This is a genomic window from Planobispora longispora (assembly GCF_016863135.1).
Taxonomy (GTDB): domain Bacteria; phylum Actinomycetota; class Actinomycetes; order Streptosporangiales; family Streptosporangiaceae; genus Planobispora; species Planobispora longispora.
In genome coordinates this window covers 201703-222397 of sequence record NZ_BOOH01000001.1, presented here as the reverse complement: position 1 = coordinate 222397, position 20695 = coordinate 201703, and the positions used below count along the sequence as shown (strand labels likewise).

Sequence of the window (20695 nt, the reverse complement as noted above, 5' to 3'; positions counted from 1 at the left end):
CAGGTGTGCGGTCCCCTTCCAGGGTATCCGGCATCCATCCTGGTCATCGGGAAGGGGCCGCGCATCCGGGAGGACCCTGAGATGACCCGGAGCCGCCGTCGGGCGGCCGGGCTAGGTCAAGGCAAGCCGAGGTTCCGTACAGCGGATCGACATGAAGTGTCAATATTCCTAATTTCGCCTTCCGTCCACTTATAGGCGGACGTAAGGCGATTCGATGGGCTCTACGCTCCTGCCATGCGTGTTTTATCCCGGGCGCTCGCCGCCTTCGCGGCCGTCGGCGTCACCGCCGCCGGTGTCGCGGTCCTCACCTCAACCCCGGCTCTGGCCGCGCCGGGCACCGTCGTCGTCAGCCAGGTCTACGGCGGCGGCGGCAACAGCGGCGCCCCGTTCGCCAACGACTTCGTCGAGCTGTTCAACCGGAGCTCCGCGCCCGTCGCCCTGGACGGCTGGTCGGTCCAGTACGCCAGCGCCACCGGCACCGGCAACTTCGCCGCCGGCACGGTGGCGCTGTCCGGCACCCTGGCCCCGGGCCAGTACCACCTGGTCCAGCTCGCCGGCGGGGCCAACGGCGCCGCGCTGCCCACGCCGGACAGCACCGGCTCGGTCAACATGAGCGGGAGCTCGGGCAAGGTCGCCCTGGTCCGCTCCGCCGAGGGCCTGGCCTGCAACGGCGGCTCCGCGCCCTGCACCCCCGAGCAGACCGCGCTCATCGCCGACCTCGTCGGCTACGGCACCGCCAACTACTCCGAGGGCGCCGCCGCCCCCACCCTGTCGAACACCACCGCGGGACTGCGCAAGGCCGGCGGCTGCACCGACACCGACGCCAACGGCGCCGACGTCGAGGCCGCCGCCCCGGCCCCGCGCAACCGGGCCACCGCCCCGGCGCCCTGCGGCACCGGTCCCGAGCCGACCGCGACGCCCACGCCCAGCCCGACGCCGACCACCGCCCCGTGCGAGACCCCGGCGACCCACCAGATCGCCCAGGTGCAGGGCAGCGGCGACGTCAGCCCGCTGGCCGGTCAGACCGTCCGCGTCGAGGGCGTGGTGACCGCCGACTTCCAGCAGCCGAACCAGCTCAACGGGTTCTTCCTGCAGGACCCGACCCCGGACGCCGACCCGGCCACCTCCGAGGGCCTGTTCGTCTTCGCCCGCGCGTCCTTCAAGGACGTCAAGGTCGGCGACCGCGTCCTGGTCACCGGCAGGGCCGTGGAGTTCAACGGCTGGACCGAGATCTCCCCGGCCACCGCCGTGGACGTGTGCGGCACCGGCACGATCGCCCCGGCCAAGCAGAACCTGCCGCGCGCCGAGGGCGCGACCTTCGAGCCGGTCGAGAGCATGCTCGTCACCTTCCCCGAGCCGCTCACCGTCACCGACCACTACAACCAGGGCCGCTACGGCGAGATCAACGTCGCCTCCGACGGCCGCGTGTACCAGCCGACCGACCGGCCGGGCGTGGACCCCGCCAAGGACGCGCGCCGCACCCTCCTGGTGGACGACGGCTCCACCGTGGAGAACCCGCCGGTCATCCCGCACACCGAACCGCGCGTGGTCCGGCTGGGCGACACCACGATCGGCCTCACCGGCGTCATGGGGTACGGCTTCGGCAAGTACCGCCTCCAGCCGACCGAGCCGGTGAAGTTCCTGCGCACCAGCCCGCGCCTGCCCAAGCCGCTGCCGGTGTTCGGCAACGTCAAGGTGGCGAGCTTCAACACCCTCAACTGGTTCACCACCCTGGGCTCGCGCGGCGCGAACACCGCCGAGGAGCAGCAGCGCCAGCTGACCAAGCTGGTCGCCGCGCTGAAGGGCATCGACGCCGACGTCGTCGGCCTGATGGAGGTCCAGAACAACGGCCAGACCGCCGTCCAGGCCCTGGTCGACGCGCTCAACGCCGAGGTCGGCGCCGGCACCTACGCGGCGCTGGCCCACCCCTACCCCGGCACCGACCTCATCCACGTCGCGATGATCTACAAGCCGGCCAAGGTGGAGCTCGTCGGCGCGGCGCAGTCCTCGACCGACCCGGTCTTCCGCCGGCCCCCGCTGATCCAGACCTTCCGCCGGGTCCAGGGCGGCCAGTCGTTCACCGTGCTGGTCAACCACTACAAGTCCAAGGGCTGCGACGAGGACGCCACCGGGCCGGACGCCGACCAGGGCGACGGGCAGAGCTGCTACAACGGCGAGCGCGTCCGCCAGGCCCAGGCCACGCTCGGCCTGATCCAGAGCCTGGACCTGCCCAACCCGCTGGTCCTGGGCGACCTCAACGCCTACGGCGAGGAGGACCCGATCGACACCCTGGAGGCCGGCGGCCTGACCAGCGTGACGAAGAAGTTCATCCCCGCCCCGCTGCGCTACAGCTACCTGTTCAACGGCCAGCTCGGCGAGCTCGACCACGCCCTGGTCGGCAAGCAGCTGCTCCGGCGGGTCACCGGCGCCACGATCTGGCACATCAACTCGGATGAGAGCAGGTCCCTCGATTACAACCTGGAGTACAACCCGCCGGGCCTCTACGAGCCCAACGCGTTCCGCTCCTCCGACCACGACCCCGTGATCATCGGCCTGAACCTGCCGGGTGGCAGGGGATAGCCCGACGTTCCCGAGGACTCGCTCCGCCGTCACCGGCGGGGCGAGTTCTTTTTCCGGAGCCCTCCCGTTCTCCGGAGCCTTCCCGGCGGTCTCATCCGGACGGACGGCGCGGGCCGTGGGACCTCCGGCCGCCGAGACCGCGGACGCGGACGGGCGGCCCGCCGGCCTCCCGCTCGATGACGGCGAGCGCGGCGTACCCGGAGCGGATGTGAGCCAGGCAGACGACCTCCGCCGGTCCGATGGACGCCCGGTGCGGACGGTGCATGTGACCGCAGAAGTGCCAGCGGGGCCGGACGCGCTCGCACAGCGCGCGCAGCTCGGGGCGGCCGACATGGGCCCCCAGCCGTGGGCCGGCGATGCCCGAGGGCCAGTCGTGGGTCAGCAGGATGTCGACGTCCCCCGCCCGCTGCGCGGCGAGGCCCACCCGCTCCACCTCCTCCCGCGTGTAGTAGGTGCGGTCCTTGGCCGTCTCCCGGCGGGCGCCGGGGGCGTCGGTGACGCGGGCGGCGTAGATTCCCGACAGGAACGCCACCCGCAGCCCCGCGACCTCGCCGACCCCGGATCTGCCGAGGAAGCGGGCGACCCCGCCCCACCGGCCCGGACCGGCGTCGTCCAGCGCGGGCCAGGGCTCGTGGTTGCCGCCGATGAAGTACAGCGGCGCGCCCAGGTCGATCGCGCCCTCCACGACGCGGGGGAAGTCGCCGAGCCCGCCCCTGCCGTGGGCCCCGGCCGCGTCGGCCTCGTCGCGGTGGGGCTCCAGGTCGCCGACCGAGAGGACGGCGTCCAGCGGCCCGCGCTCCCGCCGTACGGCGGCCGACCAGCGTGCCAGCGACGCGAAGTCGCCGTGCACGTCTCCGACCACCAGGACCCGGGCGGGCCGGGCGTCCGTCTCCTCGCCGCCTGTCATGCCGTGCGCCTTCCGGGAGTCCATCGAGGCTACGGGGGTGGGCTGCCCGGACAGCGGCCGTTCACCGCGGAACGGGCCTGTCATCGCGGCCGCCGGGCCGGTTTTCCCTACGGGGCGAGGGATGGAATGCTCAGCGGGGGTACGGGGTTATGCGAGCCGTACAGACGACGGAGAGGAAAGAGGAGCCGGCAGTGGCGACCATCGAGGTAACCGAAGCGAACTTCAACGATATCGCCGACAAGGGGATCGTCCTGCTGGACTTCTGGGCGGCCTGGTGCGGCCCGTGCCGGACGTTCGGGCCGATCTTCGAGAAGGCGTCCGAGAAGCACGACGACATCACGTTCGGAAAGATCGACACTGAGGTCGAGCAGGCCCTGGCCCAGGGGTTCGAGATCACCTCGATCCCGACGGTCATGGCGATCCGCGACGGCATCGTCGTCTTCGCCCAGCCCGGCGCGCTGCCCGCGCCCGCCCTGGAGGATCTGATCAAGCAGGTCCGCGCCCTGGACATGGACGCGATCCGCGCCGAGCTCGCCAGCGAGCTGGGCGCGCAGAACTGACGCGCTGACAGGCGCCGGAGCACACGAGCGCCGCGACGGGACGGCGGGGCGGAGATGTCCGCCCCGCCGCCCGCGGACGGGGACTGCGCCCCGTGGACGGGGTCAGGGACGGCGGGCGACGCCGGCGTAGCCGATCGGCCGATGTCGTTCGGGTGCGGCGGTCTGCTCGGGGTCGGGCCGCCAGTCCCGGGGGAAGACCAGGCCCGGCTCCAGCAGTTCGTACCCCTCGAAGAAGCGGCCGATCTCCTCGGAGGTGCGCAGGCTGAGCGCGGCGGTGGCCTGCTTGTAGATCTCCAGCGCCTCCGGGGTGGTGTCCGGGCGGGCGTCGATGGCGTGGCTGATCACCAGGTGGCTGCCGGGGGCGCTGACGGCGCGCAGCGTGCGGACGATGTCGTAGGCCCCGTCCTCGTCGGAGACGAAGTGCAGCACCGCCAGCATCAGGAACGCCACCGGCTGGTCGAAGTCGATGAGCTTGCGCAGGCCGGGAGAGGTCAGCAGGGCGTCGATCTCACGGATGTCGCCCTGGATCATCTTGACGTTGTCGCCGCCGAGCAGCGCGCGGCCGTGCGCGCACACGACGGTGTCGTAGTCGACGTAGGCGACGCGGGTGTCGGGCGCGATCCGGTGGGCGATCTCGTGCACGTTGCCCCGGGTCGGCAGCCCGGAGCCGAGGTCGACGATCTGGCGCACCCCGGCCTGCACCAGGGCCCGTACGGCCCGGGCCAGGAAGGCCCGGTTCTCCTGCGCCGAGGGGCGGGTCTCGGGGAAGTACGTGAGGATCTGCTCGGCCGCGGCCCTGTCGGCTGCGAAGTTGTCCTTTCCGCCGAGATAGTAGTCGTACATGCGGGCGACGTTGGGGACGCTGGGATCGACCCCGTGGACAGCCGAGGACTCGTCCGCCATGGATGATTCTCCCGGTTCGTAGGCTTTGCGCGGGAGATGATCATACGACGCCCTCCTCGGACCGTCCGGGTCTTCGCCCGGTGACCCGAGGAGGGCTCGCGGAGGTCAGGCGGAGCGGTAGAGCTCGGCCACGCGGAAGGCGAGGTCGAGTGACTGGCCGCGGTTGAGGCGGGGGTCGCAGGCGGTCTCGTAGCGCAGCGCCAGGTCACCCTCGACGATCTCCTGGCCGCCGCCCACGCACTCGGTGACGTCGTCACCGGTGAACTCGATGTGGATGCCGCCGGGGTGCGTGCCGAGCGCGCGGTGCACCTCGAAGAAGCCGGCCACCTCGTCCAGCACGTCGTCCAGGCGGCGGGTCTTGTGGCCGCTGGGCGCCTCGAAGGTGTTGCCGTGCATGGGGTCGCAGATCCAGGCCACCTGGGCGCCGCTGGCCGTGACCTTCTCCACCAGTTCGGGCAGGTGCTTGCGGATCTTCGGCGCGCCCATGCGGGTGATGAAGGACAGGCGGCCCGGCTCGTTGTCGGGGTTCAGCTTGTCGATCAGCGCGAGCGCGTCGTCGACGCTGGTCGTCGGGCCGAGCTTCACCCCGATCGGGTTGCGGATGCTCGCGAAGAACTCCACGTGCGCGTTGCCGAGCTGGCGGGTGCGCTCGCCGATCCAGACCATGTGCGCCGACACGTCGTACGGCAGGCCGGTGCGGGAGTCGATCCGGGTGAGCGCCTGGTCGTAGTCCAGGATGAGCGCCTCGTGCGAGGAGTAGAACTCCACGGTGTGGAACTCCTCCGGGTCGGCCCCGCAGGCGCGCATGAACGCCAGCGCCTGGTCGATCTCGCGGGCGAGCTGCTCGTAGCGCTTGCCGGCCGGGGACTCGGCCACGAAGTCCTGGTTCCAGGCGTGCACCTGGCGCAGGTCGGCGTAACCGCCCTTGGTGAAGGCGCGGATCAGGTTCAGCGTCACCGCCGAGGAGTGGTAGGCCTGCACCAGCCGCTCGGGGTCGGGAATGCGCGCCTCGGGCGTGAAGTCCAGGCCGTTGACCATGTCGCCCCGGTAGGCCGGCAGCTCCACGCCCGCGCGGGTCTCGGTGCCCTTGGAGCGGGGCTTGGCGAACTGCCCGGCCATCCGGCCGATCTTCACGACCGGGACCTTCGCGGCGTAGGTGAGCACGATCGCCATCTGCAGCAGCGTCTTCAGCTTGTTGCGCACGGCGTCGGCGGTCGCCCCGGCGAAGGTCTCGGCGCAGTCGCCCCCCTGCAGCACGAAGGCCTCGCCCCGGGTCACCGCAGCCAGCTCCGCCTTGAGGTTGTCGCACTCGCCGGCGAACACGAGGGGCGGCAGTCCCTGCAGCTTGGTGACGACCTGCTCCAGTGCGCCACGGTCGGGCCATTCGGGCTGCTGCGCGGCGGGCAGGCTCCGCCAGGAATCGAGGTTGATGCTCACGATTGACAGGCTATTGCACCCCGCTTGGCGAACCGACCCCGATGTCCACGGAGTGAGAAGGTCTTTTTCCCTGGTGAGATTCCATGAGGGGGCGCGAGCCTTCCGGGAGGGGATGCGGACCCGGGAACGACGGGAGTCGCGGGCTCGGGAACGAGGCGCCGGAGAGGATCATCGCCTCCATGGCGCGCAGCTCGGATCCGGGTTCGAGGCCGAGCTCCCGGACGAGGAGGCGGCGGATCCGGCGGTAGACGTCCAGGGCCTCGGCCTGCCGGCCGGACCGGTAGAGCGCGAGCATGAGCTGCGCGTGGAGGTGCTCGCGCAGCGGGTGCTCGGCGACCAGGCCGACCAGCTCGGGGACGAGCCCGACGTGGTGGCCGAGGGCGAGGTCGGCGTCGAGACGGAGCTCCACGGCGCTCAGGTGGATCTCCTTCATCCGGTCCGCCTCCGCCTGGAGCGCGGGCTCGTCCTCCATGCCGGTGAAGGGGCGGTCCCGCCAGAGCGAGAGCGCCGAGCGCAGCCGCTGCGAGGCCCGGTGCGGGTCGCCCGCGCCGAAGGCCGCGTGACCGTCGTGGACGAGGTCGGCGAAGCGGTGCGCGTCGATCTCCGGGGGCTGGGCGCGCAGGCGGTAACCGGCGCGCCCCTGGGTGATGATGCGGTCCCGGCCGAGCGCCCGGCGTAACCGGTGCACATAGAGACGGATATTGCTGGCCGCCGATGAGGGCGGTTTGTCACCCCAAAGGGCATATGCCAGACAGTCGGTGGAGAGCACCTTTTCCGGGCGGCAGAGTAATACGGCAAGGAGCAGTCGCTGCTTGTTCGTGCCCAGGTCGGCGGGGCCGTGCTCGGTTCTCACCGTCAGTGGACCGAGAATATGGAAAAGCACTCCTGCCCCCGGATGGCGATCGGACAGCATGGAGAATCGTTGCATCAACAGGAGTTTCAGGCAAGAGTAATCTCAGATGTAAAAATCGGGAGTCCGAATCACGTTCAATTCACCGGGGGGTGGGTGAATTGCTTCTCCCGGCGTCCATGAACAGGGTGTAGGAGATGACCGAGGGCACCGGCACGTCCAGCTCGCCGGCAGTCACGGTCAGCGTCCGCTCCTCGCCGAGCAGCACGCCGGTCCGCCCGTCGAAGATCAGGGTGTGCCGGTTGGGCAGCCCGCCGTGATCGGAGTCCAGGCTGACCGCGACCCCGGCGCGCCCGGCCCGGTCGGTGACCGTTCCCTCGTAGCGCAGGCCGGTGAGGCCGGAGAGCAGCCGCAACGCCGCGCCGCGGACCGCGGGGCGGACCGGCTGCTCGCGGTAGAGGTCGGCGATCGTCATGAGCAGCTCCGCCTCGCCGGCCTCCGGCGGCCCTCCCCATCCCAGCGCGGCGCCCAGCGCCTCGGGGTCGGGGGCGAGGTCGTCGGGATTCCAGCGCGGACGCAGGTCCAGCGTCTCGTCGGAGACCTGCGGCCGCAGCCCGGGACGCCCCTCCGCCGCCCAGGCGGCCAGGCTCTCCTCGGAGGGGAACTCCGGTGAGGAGGTGACCGTGCGGACGCGGCCGGGCGCGTCCGGCGCCGTCCACCGCTCGGTGACGACCGGCACGACCGCCGAGCGCACGCTCCGGCCGTTCACCGCCGAACCGAGGTGCCAGCCGCGCGTCCTGGTGTAGAGATAGCGGCCGGCGCCCGTGTCGTCGGGCAGGCGGGCGGCCCGTTCGGCGATCTCCAGCAGCGCCTCGCGCACGGGCCTGCCGCCGGCGCCGGCGTAGGCGAGCGGCGCGGGCGTCGCGGCATGGGCGGGCGCCGCCCTGTCCAGGCTGGACAGGACGGCGACGACGGTCGCCGCGGCGGCCGTGGCCAGTCCCGAGATCAGCATGCGGCGGGCGAGGACGGGGGAGCGGGGCCCGTTCCGCGTCGCGAGCACGGCGGTGAGCTGGGACGGCGGCGTGCCGTCCGGACCGGGGGAGGCGGCGAAGACGGTGGAGAGCGTGGCCCGCCGCACGGACGGGTCGCCGTGGACGGCCGCGGCGGGGTCGTGCGGGCCGATCAGCTCACGGAGCGCGGCGATGTCGGACTTCACGGGCGGGCCTCCGTACGGATCGACGAGCCGAGCGTGCGGCTCAGCCTCTTGCGGAGCCGGTGCAGGCGGACGTGCACCGCGGCGGCGCTGCACCCCAGGACGGCGGCGGCGCCCCGCGCGTCCAGCCCGTCCCAGGCGACCAGCCGGACCAGCTCCCGGTCGTCCGGGCTCAGGCTCTGCAGCGCCTCCACCGCGGCCTGCCTGCGGGTCACCGCGTCGGCGTGGTCCGGCTCGGTCCGGACGGTCTCGGCCAGCGCGGTCAGCAGGTGCTCCTGGCGCTCTTCGGCCCGGCGCCGGTTGGCGATGATGTTGCGCGCCACCGTGTAGAGCCAGGGCAGCTCGTGCTCCGGCAGCTCCCCGGCCCGGCGCCAGGCCACGGTGAAGGTCTCGCTGACGACCTCCGCCGCGTAGTCGGGCCCCACCCGGCGCCAGGCGTAGCGCAGCACCTCGTCGTAGTAGCGGCTGTACATGGCGATGAAGTGGTCGCACTGCTCACCGCCGGTGGCCGCGGGGTCCGGCGGGATCCCGCCCGTCACGCTGTCTGCCTGTTGGCGCACACTCGGTCTATGTCGCGGCACCGCCGATTCTTTCCGCTCTCGGGAAAAACCCGGGGCGGCAGGCGCGCCGCCCCGGCCGCGGGGTCAGCCGTGGATGTCGACGGCGGCGTCGTTGAAGGAGCCGATGGAACCCGACCGGGAGCAGGCCGCCATGGCCAGGCTCCGGCCGGAGCCGTTGCGCAGGGACGCCGCGTCGCTCCTGCGGCCCCCGGAGCAGTTCTGGTTGTTGTGCCAGGAGGAGGCCTGCCGGGCGAAGCCGTACGGGGCCAGGCTCATCCAGCGCTCGTCGCGGAACTGCAGGCGGCGGCCGTCCCAGACGGGATGCTCGTAGACGCACACCCACCCGGCGGGGCAGTCGGCGGTGCCGAGTGTGACCGATCCCGCGTCGCCGCCGTCCCGGACGCTGGCGGTGTTGGCCTCCTGGTAGGTCCCGTAGCACGTGACGGCGGTGGCGGACAGGACGGCGCAGGCCCGGGCGCCCTCCCAGCTCCTGGCCAGGTCGATCGTCCTGCCCTCGTAGGCGGCCGCGCCGCCCGGACCCGGTCCCGTGGGGGCCGCGTTCCCGTGGGCGGCGTCCCCGGGGGCCGCGCTCCCGCGGGCGGCGGAGTCGGCATGGGCCGTGCACGCGGTGCCGCCCGCGGTGACGAGGGCCATGCCGAGGAACGCCCTGACAAGAGCGCGTGCGGGTCTATTCATCGATGGAATGCTCCTCCTGGTCCGGCGGGGCGGTCCGCCCCTGCCGGATCAGGGTCGCGCGGGCGCGTACATCACCCGTATCACGCGCGTATATCCGCCTCGGGAGTGCGCACGTGCTCGGGGCGCACGCCCAGCCCGGCGAAGCGGCGGACCAGGGACGAGATCAGCGGGAGCCGGGAGACGTCGCGCGGGAGCCGCACCGGTCTCGCGCCGCCGGCCAGGACCGGGCGGATCAGCCGGTTCTGGACCACGCGCTGGGCGAACTGGGTGATCACGGTCGGCGGGGTGCGCCGGCGCTGGACCCGGGCCAGCAGCGCCTCGGGGATCTCGCCGCCGGCCAGCAGCGGCCCGGCCAGCAGGTTGGCGGCGGCCACCGCGTCCTGCACGGCCAGATTGATGCCGACGCCGAAGACCGGCGACATGGCGTGCGCGGCGTCGCCGATGACCAGCAGTCCGGGACGGTGCCAGCGGCGCAGCCGGTTGAGCGCCACCGACAGCACGCTGACGTCGCCGAAGTCCCTGATCAGCCCGGTGCGGTCGCCGAGGAACGGCAGGATCCGCGCCACGGGCTCGCGCAACGCGTCGACGCCGCGGCCCTTCAGGGTCTCGAAGCCTCCCTTGGGGATCACGTAGGCGAGCTGCCAGTAGCTCTCCCGGTTGATCGCGACCATCAGGTGGCCGGCGGAGACCCGCAGGAACGTCTCATCGGGGTCGGCGGGCTCTCGCGGCAACCGGAACCAGACCACGTCCATCGGCGCGCCGTGCTCGACCGGCACCAGCCCGGCGGCCCGGCGCACGTCGGAGCGGCGGCCGTCGGCGGCCACGGTGAGCGCGGCCCGCAGCTCGTGCTCCCCCGAGGCGTCGCGGTAGCGGACGCCGCGCACCGCGTTCCCCTCCCGGATCACGCCGGTGACCTCGGCGTTCATCAGCAGCCGGAAGCCGGGGTAGCGGGCGGCCGCGGTGGTCACCAGGTCGAGGAAGTCCCACTGCGGGACGAACGCGATGTAGGGGTAGCGGCTGCCGAGCCCGCTCAGGTCGGCGAGGGGGACGACGGCGTCGTCGGTGTGGATCTCCAGCCGGCTGGTCTTGCGGTGGGGCAGCCGGTGGAACTCCTCGGCCAGGCCGAGCTCGTCGAGGATCTCCAGGGTCGAGGGATGGATGGTGTCGCCCCGGAAGTCACGCAGGAAGTCGGCGTGCTTCTCCAGCAGGGTCACCTGGACTCCGGACCGGGCCAGCAGCAGGGCGAGCACGGCCCCCGCCGGGCCGCCCCCGGCGATCACACATGTGTTCCCGTTCATAATTCATCACCTAATGAAATTATTGCACGGAGCCTCCCCGAAGGGAACGGCCGCCCGGCCCCTTCCGCCGGAGAAATGCGCGATCCCCCGGCGGGACGGCGTGCGATCCCCTCCGCCGGGAGATCCGCCTGGCGGATGACGTGCCGCCGGCCGGGGTGCGGCATGGTGGCCGCCATGACTGTTTACGAGACGGAGCGCCTGATCGTCCGCGAGTGGACCGCGGACCCGGCCGACCTCGACCGCATGACCGACATCTACACGCGCGAGGAGGTGACGCGCTGGCTGCCGCCCTTCGAGTTCGACGCGGCCGGGGCGGTGGAGGGCTGGCGCGCCTTCCACGAGAAGGACCGGCGCTACGGCTCGTGGGCCGTGCAGGTCCGGCGGAGCGGTCTCGTGGCCGGGAGCGTGCTGTTCCGCCCGATCCCCGGCGGCGACGGGGAGGTCGAGGTGGGCTGGCACCTGCATCCCGACTCCTGGGGGCACGGGTACGCCACCGAGGCGGCCCGCGGGGCGGTGGAGCGCGGTTTCGCCTCCGGGCTGGAAGAGGTCCACGCGCTCGTGATGCCGGGCAACGAGGCGTCCGCGGCGGTCTGCCGCAGGCTCGGCATGACGCCCCTCGGGCGGACCCGCCGCTTCTTCGGGCTGGAGTCGGAGATGTTCCGTCTCTCCCGGGACAGCTGATCACATCACAGAGTGCACATTGTCGGTTACGTATGGATAGTGAGGGGTAGCGATAGGGACGAACCACCATCGGGGGGATGAGAAATGATCAACATGCTTCACCGGATGGGCGTGAAGTCCGGCATGATGTACACCGCCGGGATCGCGTCGATCGGCCTGTCGTTCGCCTCATGGCTGACCTCCAAGAACGTAGAGAACGCCAGCCTCGCCCGGGCGGACCGCTGGGGCATCTTCATCGGCGAGTGGGCTCCGACCTTCTTCGCCATGGGCCTGGCGCTGCGCATCGAGGAGACCCACAGCGACAACACCCGGTTGACGGAACGCGAGATGTTCGACAGCACCTACGCCGAGGGCCGGATGCCCTCGCACGCGCGGATGTAGACCGGACATCGCAGGACGGGCCGCGCTCCGCCAGGGGAGCGCGGCCCGTCGCGTGCCCGTCGTGCGTCCGACCGCGTGCCCGTCCGCGGGGAAGGCGACGCGGGGAGGCCGCCGCCGGGCCCGCCGTCCGGATCAGAACCGGATCAGAACCGGATCGGAGCCGGACGGGGCCGGATGGGGCCGGATCAGAGGGAGCCGAGGTCCCGGACGAGGGCGGCGACGCTGAGGTCGCGGATCGGGGCGTAGTCCTCCTCCGGATACTGCCGCGGGCCGTTCTCCACGAGAAGGATCAGGGACAGATAGCTCCGGTAGAGGGCGATCCGGACGCGAGCGCCGTCGTCGAACGGCACGGTCCCGCCCGCCTCTCGGTAACCGGCCACGATCGCGTCGCCCTCCTCCAGCGTTTCGAAGATCGTCGGAGTGACGAAGTCGGCCAGCGGGTCGCCCCAGAACGCGCGCTCGTGATCGATGATCGCCTGGATCCGGGGCGGGCCGCCGTTCAGCGATTCGGGGGTGAGGAAGACGTTGCCCGGCCAGACGTCGAAGTGGACCAGCGAGGGGGTGGTCACCTCGTCCAGGGCCCAGGCCGCGGACTCGACGGCCGCGGCGACGGAGGCGGGGGAGACCGGCAGGGAGATGGAGTAGCGCAGGGCGTCGTCCAGGACCGCGCCGATCATGGTCTGGAACGCGGAGCGCCAGCTCGGCCCGGTCAGCCCGGCGTGCGGGTAGCCGTACACCTCGCCGGTGACCTCGTGCAGCCGGGCCAGATGGCCGCCGAGCTCGCGCCGGAGGACCTCGGAGGGCGCCTCGGGGGCGCGGTTCCACGCCACCCCGTCCAGCACGGACAGCACCAGGTAGTCGCCGCCGAGCACCGGATCGTCGAACCCGGCGTGCAGCAGCTCGGGCCCGGGCAGCGCGGCCGTGCGGTAGACCATGGCCTCGGCGCGCAGCAGGTTCCGTTCGTACCGCAGCTGCTCCAGCTCGGGCGGGGGAGACAGTTTGAGCACCACCTCGCGGCCGTCGTCCAGGGCCAGCCGCCAGACCGCGTTGGCGAAGCCGTCGCTCAGCTCGGCGGAGGAGACGACCCCGGCGCCCAGGGCCCGCCGGAGCAGGGCGTCGAGCTCGGCCGGGGAGAGCCGTCGCTTGGTCTGGCTGTGCATCGCCTCACCTCGGGGCGGTGGTCGGGCTGGGGAGGGGCGGGAGAGCGGCCCCGGAGGGTCCCGGAGCCGCCGGTGACCTCAGAGAGGGGAGATCGTCCAGGAGTGCTCCGTCTTCTCGCCGGGCTGGAGCACGATCAGGTCGGTGCCGGAGTTGAAGGCGTCCGGCGGGCAGGTCATCGGCTCCACGGCCAGCCCGGCGTAGCCGAGCCCGGTCCCGGTGCACACCTGCGCCCACGGCATCGCCGCGGCCTCCCAGCGGATCTCGACGCCGCCCTCCGGCCCGCGCACGCGGACCCGGACCAGCCCGTCGGCGTCCGGGACCAGCCCGGTGAAGGCGTGGTCCACCGGGACGCCGCCGATCACGCGCGGGACGCCGAAGTCGTACGGCGTGGCGGAGACGTCCTCCAGGGAACGGGGCAGCAGCCGGTCGTCCACGAGCAGCACGCGGCCCGCGGGCAGGTGGAGCTCGTAGTCCTCGACCGCGCCGCCGGCCAGCAGCCAGGGGTGCGGGCCGCAGCCGTACGGCGCCGCCGCGGTCCCGATGTTCTCGGCCGTCAGCGTGGTGGTCAGCCCCTCGGGGGTGAGGGAGTAGGTCGCCTGCAGGGCCAGCGTGAACGGGTAGCCGGGGGTGGGGGCGATCGTGTGCGCCAGCCGTACGAGACCGTGCTCGTCGTCGGCGGCCGGCCACTCCACCGCCTCCCACGCGACGTCGGCCACCAGCCCGTGCAGGGCGTTGCCCAGGTCCTCCTCGTTCACCGGCAGGTCGAAGGACTCGCCGCCGAAGCGGTAGCGGGCGCCGCCGACCCGGTTGGGCCACGGGGCCAGCAGGGTGCCGCTGTAGCAGGGGATCGGCCCGTCGGCCGGCCAGCTCGCGACCAGGTCGCGCCCGTCGTGACGGAGCACGCGCAGGGCCGCGGCCCGCTGGGTGATCTCGGCGTGGAGGAGGCCGCTGCGGAGGGTGAACTGCCGGGACACGGGGGTCCTTTCCGGGGGGAGGGGGGAGGGGAGGACGTCAGAGGCGCGGCGGGACCGCCGGGGTCACGATCACGCGGACTCCCGCTCGACCAGGTGGGTGTCCAGGATCACCACGGGCTGCTCCAGGTGCTCGCCGTTGATCCGGGAGACGAGCAGGTGGGCCATCTGGCGGCCCATGGCCTCGGTGGGCTGGTGCACGCTGGTGAGGGCGGGGACGGAGTGCGCGGCGGCGGGGGAGTCGTCGAAGCCGATCACCGCGACGTCCCCGGGGATGTCCTTGCCCTCCTCGCGCAGCACCCGCATCGCGCCCAGCGCCATCGGATCGGAGGCGGTGAAGACCGCGTCCAGTCCGGGGTGGTCGGCCAGGAGCGCGCGCATGGCGGCCATGCCGCTCTCCTCGCTGAAGTCGCCGTAGGCGACGATCTCCGGCACCCCGGTGGCGAGCAGCGCGTCGCGGTAGCCCGCCAGACGGTCGACGCCCACCCCCATGTCCTGCGGGCCCGCGATGGCGGCGATCCGCCGGCGGCCCTTGCCCAGCAGGTACTTCACCGCCTGCCGGGCGCCGGCCCGGTTGTCGACGTCGACGTAGCTGTAGGGGTCCAGGCCGATCGGGCGGCCGCCGATGACGGTCGGCACGCCCATCGCCTCCAGCCGCCCGGGCAGCGGGTCGGCCCCGTGCAGCGAGATCAGCAGCACGCCGTCGACGTGCTGCCCGGTCAGGTAGAGCTCCAGCCGCTCGTGCTCCTGCTGGGACTGGGCCATGGCCAGGATGAGCTGGAGACCGGTCTCGGACAGGGCCGAGCCGATGCCGCGGATGGTCCCGGCGAAGTACGGCTCGTCGAAGACCCGCAGCTCCGACTCCGAGACCACCAGCGCGACGGTGTCGGTGCGCCGGGTGACCAGCGCGCGGGCGGCCCGGTTGGGCACGTAGCCCAGCTCGTCGATCGCCCGGTGGACCGCCTCACGGGCTTTCTCGCTCACTTTCGGCGAGCCGTTGATGACTCGCGAAACCGTTCCCCTGCCGACACCGGCCAGGGCGGCGACCGCCTCGAGCGTCGGACGACGGCCGCCGTTCATGTTCGCCCCCATGAAAGTGAATATTCGGTAGCGACTTATTGTGCCGGACCGTTCAAGCCTCCGCGCCTGATGGTATCGGCATACCAGAGAGCGCTCTCTTTCGGAACTCTCCGCTGGGTCTGGTAGTCGACGTGGACCAGGCCGAAACGCTTGCCGTACCCCCAGGCCCACTCGAAGTTGTCCATCAGCGACCAGGCGAAGTACCCCTGGAGCGGCACCCCGGCCTCGATCGCGGCGTGGCAGGTGCGCAGGTGCGCCTCGATGTAGGCCAGGCGCTCGGGATCGGACACGGTCCCATCATCGGTCATGACGTCGTCGAAGGCGGCGCCGTTCTCGGAGATGACCAGCGGGACCCGCGGGTACTCGCGGGCCAGGCGGAGCAGGAGCTCCTCCAGGCCGGAGTCGTCGATCTCCCAGCCCATGGCCGTGACCGGCCGCCCGCCGTTGACGAACGACACGTGCTCGCTGCCCACCCAGGGGGAGCCGGTGTCGGTGGGCGCGGCCGCCGCGGAGGCCGCGCCGCCGGGGACGCCCGAGACGGTGAAGCGGCTGTAGTAGTTGATCAGCAGCATGTCCAGCGGCGCCGAGATCAGGGCCAGGTCGCCGTCCCGGACGAAGTCCGCCATCGGGCCGAGGTCGGCCAGGACGTCCTCGGGGTAGCGGCCCTTCAGCAGCGCGTCCAGGAAGAACCGGTTCTGCAGCCCGTCGATGCGGCGGGCGGCGTCCAGGTCGGCCTCCGAACCGGTCTGCGGGGAGATCGCGTACAGGTTGACGCAGCCGCCGATCCGGGTGTTCTTCCCCTGCGCCCGCATGGCCTGCACGGCCAGGCCGTGCGCGAGCAGCAGGTGGTGCGCGGCGAACATCGCCTGCGCCGGCTCGCGCCGTCCGGGGGCGTGCTCTCCGGAGGCGTACCCGAGGAAGGCCGCGCACCACGGCTCGTTGACCGTGCTCCAGTTGCGGACCCGGTCGCCCAGCGCGTCGTGCATGAGGGCCGCGTACTCGGCGAAGCGGTGGGCGGTGTCCCGCGACGGCCAGCCGCCCGCCTCCTCCAGCGCCTGCGGCAGGTCCCAGTGGTAGAGCGTCACCCACGGGTCGATGTCCCGCGAGAGCAGCTCGTCGACCAGCCTGCTGTAGAAGTCGAGCCCCTTGGCGTTGACCGGGCCGCTGCCGTCCGGCTGGATCCGGGGCCAGGAGACCGAGAAGCGGTAGGCGCCCAGCCCCAGCTCCGCCATGAGCGCGACGTCCTCGCGGTAGCGGTGGTAGTGGTCGATGGCCGTGTCGGCGTTCTCGCCGTTGACCACCCGGCCGGGCTGCCGGACGAAGGTGTCCCAGATGGAGGCGCCTCGGCCGTCCTCGGCGACGGCGCCCTCGATCTGGTAGGCGGAGGTGGCCGCACCCCAGGCGAATCCGGTGGGGAACACCAGCTCCGGCGTCTGGGTCTGCGTCTCTTGCGTGGTCACGCCTTGACCGCACCTTCCATGAGTCCGCCGACGATCTGCCGGCCGAACGCGACGAAAACGATGATGAGCGGGAGGACGGAGACGGCCGTGCCGGTGAAGAGCATGGCGTAGTCCGTGCCCTGGGCCTGGTTGAGCGCCGCGATCGAGGTCTGGACCACCGGGTTGTCCGGGTTCAGCACGATCGACGGCCACATGAACTCGTTCCAGTTCTGCATGAAGGTGAGCAGCGCCAGAACCGCCATGCCGGGCCGTACCGCGGGCAGGATGACGTTGGTGTAGATGCGCATGGTCGAGGCGCCGTCGACGCGGGCCGCCTCGACGAGCTCGTCGGGCACCGCCTGGGTGGTGTACTGGGTCATCATGAAGACCCCGAACCCGTTGACCAGGAAGGGCAGGATCACGGCCTGGATCTGACCGGTCCAGCCGAGGTTCACCATCATCTCGTACAGCGGGACGATGCCCATCTGCTGCAGCGGGACCATCATGGTCAGCAGGATCGAGCCCAGCAGGATCTTGCTGCCCTTGAACTTCAGCTTGGCGAAGGCGAAGCCCGCCAGCGTGGAGATGACCACGACGGAGAAGGTCACCGTGGTCGCGATGATGGCCGAGTTGATCAGGCCGGTGGCGAAGTAGGCGTTCTCGTTGTCGAGCAGCTGCTGGATGTTCTCGCCGAGACGGCCGCCGGGGAGCAGCGGAGGCGGGGTGTCCAGCGCCTCGTCCTTGCTCCGCGTGGCCATGATGAACATGTAGTAGATCGGGAACGCCGACAGCACGAGGGCGAAGGCGAGGACCACCTTCGTCAGCGGACCCGCGTCCCAGATGCGGTTCGCCGCGGAGGCGGAGCCCGCCGGGCGCCGCCGGGTCTGGATGGCCGTCACTTTTTGCCCCCGATCCGGCGGGTGAAGGAGTAGTTGATCAGGATGCCCACGAGGATCAGCGCGAACAGCATCCAGGCGGCCGCCGAGGCGTAGCCCATGTCGAAGTCGCGGAACGCCTCCTTGACGATGAACATGGCCACCGTCTGGTACTGGCCGGTGGCGCCACCCGCCATCGTCGGGTTGCCCTCGAACATGACCGGCTCGGCGAACAGGGTCAGGCCGCCGATGGTGGAGACGAAGACGACGAAGATGAGCGTCGGGCGGAGCATCGGGACGGTGATCTGCCAGAACTGACGCCGGGGCGAGGCGCCGTCGAGGGACGCGGCCTCGTAGAGGTCCTTGGGGATCGTCTGCATGGCGGCCAGCAGGATGATCGCGTTGTAGCCGGTCCACCGCCAGTCGATCATCGTGGAGATGGCGATCCACGCCGTCCAGCTCTGGTTCTGCCACTCGATGGGCTCGACGCCGAAGAATCCGAGGAACCAGTTGACCATGCCGTAGTCGCGGCCGTAGAGCTGGGTGAAGACCACCGCCACCGCGACGACCGAGGTCACCAGCGGCAGCAGGACTCCGAGGCGGAAGAAGAGCCGGCCCCGGATGCGCTTGTTGAGGGCGTTGGCGAGCATCAGCGCCAGGACGAGCTGCGGGATCGTGGAGATGATGAAGATCCCGACGGTGTTGACCACCGCGTTCCAGAAGCCGTCGTCGGCGATCAGCTCGGTGTAGTTGTCGATGCCGAGGAAGGACTTGTCCCCGCCGAGCTCCCAGTCGTGCAGGGACGCCCAGAAGGTGTAGCCGAGGGGGAAGAGGCCGAAGAGGGCGAAGAGCAGGAAGTACGGCGAGACGAGGAAGTAGGGGGTCGCCCGCAGGTCGAACCGCGTGAGCGCGTTACCACCTCGTCCGGAACCCCGGTGCCCCGACGACCGGCGGGGGCCGGTCCGCTTCGGGGGGGCGGGAGTGTCGATGTTCAGGGTCATCGGTCAGCCTTTCAGCGAAGGGCAGGCGACGGGCCCGGCGGCGGGATGGCCGCCGTCGGGCCCGTCGTGGGAGAGGGGATCAGCCCGCTGCCTTGGTGCCGGCCTCGATGAACTTGGTCCAGGCCTCGCCGTAGGGGATGGAGCCCTTGTCCATGCCCTCCAGGACCTTCTCCGCCGCGGTCTTCACCTGGGCGTGCTTCTCGCCCAGGAAGACCGGGAGCAGACCCGCGGTCGAGTCACCGAAGATCTTGCCGACCGGCGCGTCGTTGAAGAAGGCGTTCTTCTTGCCGGACACGGCCGGGTCCTGCTGCGCGGTCAGGGAGCTCGGGAAGGCGTTGGCCTCCTCGAAGGCCGCGATGTGGCCGTCCTTGCCGGTGAGGTAGTTCAGGACCTCGGCGGCCTCCTTCGGGTGCTTGCTCTGCGCGGGCACCGCCAGGTAGGAACCGCCCCAGTTGCCGGCGCCGCCGGGAACCGCGGCCACGTCCCACTTGCCCTTGTTCTCCTCGCCGGCCGCACCCTCGATCACGCCGACCATCCAGGCGGGGCAGCCCATGACGGCGAAGCCGCCCTTCTTGATCGCCGCGTTCCACTCGGGGGTGAAGGAGGCGAGCTTGGCGGTCAGGCCCGCCTCGCTGAAGGACTTGACCGTGTCGAAGGACGTCTTGATCGCCGGGTTGCTCTCGATGACCAGCTGGTTGCTCTTGTCGAAGTAGGAGACGTTGCCGTTCTTCGGCGCCTCCTGCGACAGGACCGTGTTGAAGAGGGTGTTCGGGCCGTCGAGGAACTTGGCGTCGGTGACCTTCGCCTGGAACTTCTTGCCGGTCTCCATGAAGGCGTTCCAGTCCGGCCAGAGCTTGCCGACCTCCTCGCGGTCGCCCGGCAGGCCGGCCTTCTCGAAGAGGTCCTTGCGGTAGCACATCGCCATGCCGCCGATGTCGGTGCCGAGGGCGAACAGCTTGCCGTCCTTGTTGATGCCGTTCTCCCACTTGGCCGCGGGGAACTCGGCCTTGCGGCTGTCCAGGCCGTACTGGCCCAGGTCGGTGAAGAACTGCGGACGCTGGGCCATCAGGCCCATCGCGCCCTCGTCGATGCCGACGATGTCGGCGGTGCCGCTGCCGGCCTGCAGCTTCTGCAGCAGCTGGGGCAGGTAGACGTCCTCGAACCGGTCGGTCAGGTTCTGGTACTTGACCTGGATGTTCGGGTGCTCGGCGTTCCACTTCTCGACGGCCTTGTCGTAACCGAAGTTCTCGCCGCCGCCGAAGGTGTGCACGGTGATGGTCACCGGTTCGGCCGGGGCGGAGCTGCCGCCGCCGGCGCTCGGCTTGGTGGGCTCCTCCGAGCCGCAGGAGGTGAGGGTCAAAGCGGTGACCGCCATGACCGCGACGGCGGCGAGCTTGCCCTGCCGCTTGCTGTTGAACATTCCGGACCCCTCTCAGGTGGTCGCCCGAATCGATGGGAGGTGGCGCCGCAGACAGTCCCCGACAGCTCCGTCCGCGGCGGGTGCTTCGTCAGCGTGTTTGGGAGCGCTCCCACGAAGAGTGGACGAAGGGCCACGCGGGCGTCAATATCCCGAAACTCAACCGTTACATCATGGCCACATCTGCGGGATGAATAGGGCCTAACCAGGACGAAGACCCCAAACATATGGTTGGGAGCGCTCCCATGACGGGAGACGGCATCGGGGTGATTCCTGGCTCATATGACGTCAAGCGGACCTCTGGTCGCTTTGCGTGACGCGGGTGTCCCCGGTCACAGGCGTCCCGGGCGCTGCCGTCCGGCCGGCGGATGCACCCGCTGAATGGCCGCCGGAGGATCGGGAGAGAAGTCCGGTCCGACGGATTGTGAAATCAGGGGGAAAGGCGGCCCGGGACGGCCGGAGAGGCGATGGCGTTATCGCGATGACAATGACGACGATCCGGTGTCCGTGACATTGACGCCGGATCCGCCGGCGGGGGATTCCGGGATCCGGCGGGGGATTCCGGGATCCGGCGGTGATCCGGCGGTCCCGTGCCGGTGGAGATCGGCCGGCCCGCGCCGCTCCCGCCTCCGGTGCGGCGGGATCTCCTGATCTGCTGGTACGGAGCTCCGCGGCGATCACGGCC

At 71.3% G+C, this 20695-nt stretch carries 19 protein-coding genes; 4 read left to right on the top strand and 15 right to left on the bottom strand.

The window, feature by feature from the left end:
* The first annotated feature begins 234 nt into the window (after positions 1-234).
* Positions 235-2580, top strand: coding sequence for an ExeM/NucH family extracellular endonuclease (locus Plo01_RS00965; RefSeq protein ID WP_203888510.1), 2346 nt, complete (start codon positions 235-237; stop codon positions 2578-2580).
* A gap of 91 nt (positions 2581-2671) precedes the next feature.
* Here Plo01_RS00965 and Plo01_RS00960 read toward each other — a convergent pair whose 3' ends face one another.
* The gene (locus Plo01_RS00960) at positions 2672-3487 is read right to left on the bottom strand and encodes a metallophosphoesterase family protein (protein ID WP_203888509.1); all 816 of its coding nucleotides are present in this window, start codon (positions 3485-3487) and stop codon (positions 2672-2674) included.
* Positions 3488-3678: 191 nt separating this feature from the next.
* On the opposite strand from Plo01_RS00960, the gene Plo01_RS00955 reads away from it, so the two are divergent.
* Positions 3679-4047, top strand: coding sequence for a thioredoxin family protein (locus Plo01_RS00955; protein ID WP_203888508.1), 369 nt, complete (start codon positions 3679-3681; stop codon positions 4045-4047).
* A 102-nt stretch (positions 4048-4149) separates the two neighbouring features.
* On the opposite strand, the gene Plo01_RS00950 is transcribed toward Plo01_RS00955, so the two are convergent.
* From Plo01_RS00950 to Plo01_RS00920, 7 genes are all read right to left on the bottom strand, one after another.
* The gene (locus tag Plo01_RS00950; RefSeq protein WP_203888507.1) at positions 4150-4950 is read right to left on the bottom strand and encodes an SAM-dependent methyltransferase; all 801 of its coding nucleotides are present in this window, start codon (positions 4948-4950) and stop codon (positions 4150-4152) included.
* Between the two features lie 105 nt (positions 4951-5055).
* A complete protein-coding gene (locus Plo01_RS00945) occupies positions 5056-6387 on the bottom strand; it encodes a class II 3-deoxy-7-phosphoheptulonate synthase (protein ID WP_203888506.1) in 1332 nt (443 codons plus the stop codon).
* A gap of 10 nt (positions 6388-6397) precedes the next feature.
* On the bottom strand, positions 6398-7300 hold the full coding sequence (locus Plo01_RS00940) for an AfsR/SARP family transcriptional regulator (protein ID WP_239315786.1): 903 nt from the start codon (positions 7298-7300) through the stop codon (positions 6398-6400).
* Positions 7301-7379: 79 nt separating this feature from the next.
* Positions 7380-8453 (bottom strand): CU044_5270 family protein, encoded by a 1074-nt coding sequence (locus Plo01_RS00935; protein ID WP_203888504.1) that lies wholly within the window; start codon positions 8451-8453, stop codon positions 7380-7382.
* The gene (locus Plo01_RS00930) at positions 8450-9010 is read right to left on the bottom strand and encodes an RNA polymerase sigma factor (RefSeq protein WP_203888503.1); all 561 of its coding nucleotides are present in this window, start codon (positions 9008-9010) and stop codon (positions 8450-8452) included. Before Plo01_RS00930 ends, Plo01_RS00935 begins: the two co-directional genes overlap by 4 nt.
* Positions 9011-9094: 84 nt before the next feature.
* A complete protein-coding gene (locus Plo01_RS00925) occupies positions 9095-9706 on the bottom strand; it encodes a peptidase inhibitor family I36 protein (protein ID WP_203888502.1) in 612 nt (203 codons plus the stop codon).
* An 80-nt stretch (positions 9707-9786) separates the two neighbouring features.
* A complete protein-coding gene (locus tag Plo01_RS00920; protein WP_203888501.1) occupies positions 9787-11004 on the bottom strand; it encodes an FAD-dependent oxidoreductase in 1218 nt (405 codons plus the stop codon).
* A gap of 174 nt (positions 11005-11178) precedes the next feature.
* Here Plo01_RS00920 and Plo01_RS00915 point away from each other — a divergent pair, with 174 nt between their 5' ends.
* Positions 11179-11685: a GNAT family N-acetyltransferase gene (locus Plo01_RS00915; protein ID WP_203888500.1), complete on the top strand. Its 507-nt coding sequence runs from the start codon at positions 11179-11181 to the stop codon at positions 11683-11685.
* Between the two features lie 84 nt (positions 11686-11769).
* A complete protein-coding gene (locus Plo01_RS00910; RefSeq protein WP_203888499.1) occupies positions 11770-12066 on the top strand; it encodes a hypothetical protein in 297 nt (98 codons plus the stop codon).
* 185 nt (positions 12067-12251) lie between these two features.
* Here Plo01_RS00910 and Plo01_RS00905 read toward each other — a convergent pair whose 3' ends face one another.
* The 7 genes from Plo01_RS00905 to Plo01_RS00875 form a co-directional block, all read right to left on the bottom strand.
* Positions 12252-13226, bottom strand: coding sequence for a phosphotransferase family protein (locus Plo01_RS00905; RefSeq protein WP_203888498.1), 975 nt, complete (start codon positions 13224-13226; stop codon positions 12252-12254).
* Between the two features lie 78 nt (positions 13227-13304).
* Positions 13305-14201: an aldose 1-epimerase family protein gene (locus tag Plo01_RS00900; RefSeq protein WP_203888497.1), complete on the bottom strand. Its 897-nt coding sequence runs from the start codon at positions 14199-14201 to the stop codon at positions 13305-13307.
* A gap of 69 nt (positions 14202-14270) precedes the next feature.
* Entirely contained in the window at positions 14271-15278 is a 1008-nt protein-coding gene (locus tag Plo01_RS00895; protein ID WP_203888633.1) for a LacI family DNA-binding transcriptional regulator, read from the bottom strand.
* Positions 15279-15313: 35 nt separating this feature from the next.
* Complete coding sequence (locus Plo01_RS00890) at positions 15314-16738, bottom strand: GH1 family beta-glucosidase (RefSeq protein ID WP_203888496.1); 1425 nt, start codon at positions 16736-16738, stop codon at positions 15314-15316.
* On the bottom strand, positions 16735-17616 hold the full coding sequence (locus tag Plo01_RS00885; RefSeq protein ID WP_203888495.1) for a carbohydrate ABC transporter permease: 882 nt from the start codon (positions 17614-17616) through the stop codon (positions 16735-16737). Before Plo01_RS00885 ends, Plo01_RS00890 begins: the two co-directional genes overlap by 4 nt.
* A complete protein-coding gene (locus tag Plo01_RS00880) occupies positions 17613-18593 on the bottom strand; it encodes a carbohydrate ABC transporter permease (RefSeq protein WP_203888494.1) in 981 nt (326 codons plus the stop codon). The genes Plo01_RS00885 and Plo01_RS00880 overlap by 4 nt, the downstream gene beginning before the upstream one ends.
* Positions 18594-18672: 79 nt before the next feature.
* Complete coding sequence (locus Plo01_RS00875; RefSeq protein WP_203888493.1) at positions 18673-20013, bottom strand: ABC transporter substrate-binding protein; 1341 nt, start codon at positions 20011-20013, stop codon at positions 18673-18675.
* Positions 20014-20695: the final 682 nt, after the last annotated feature.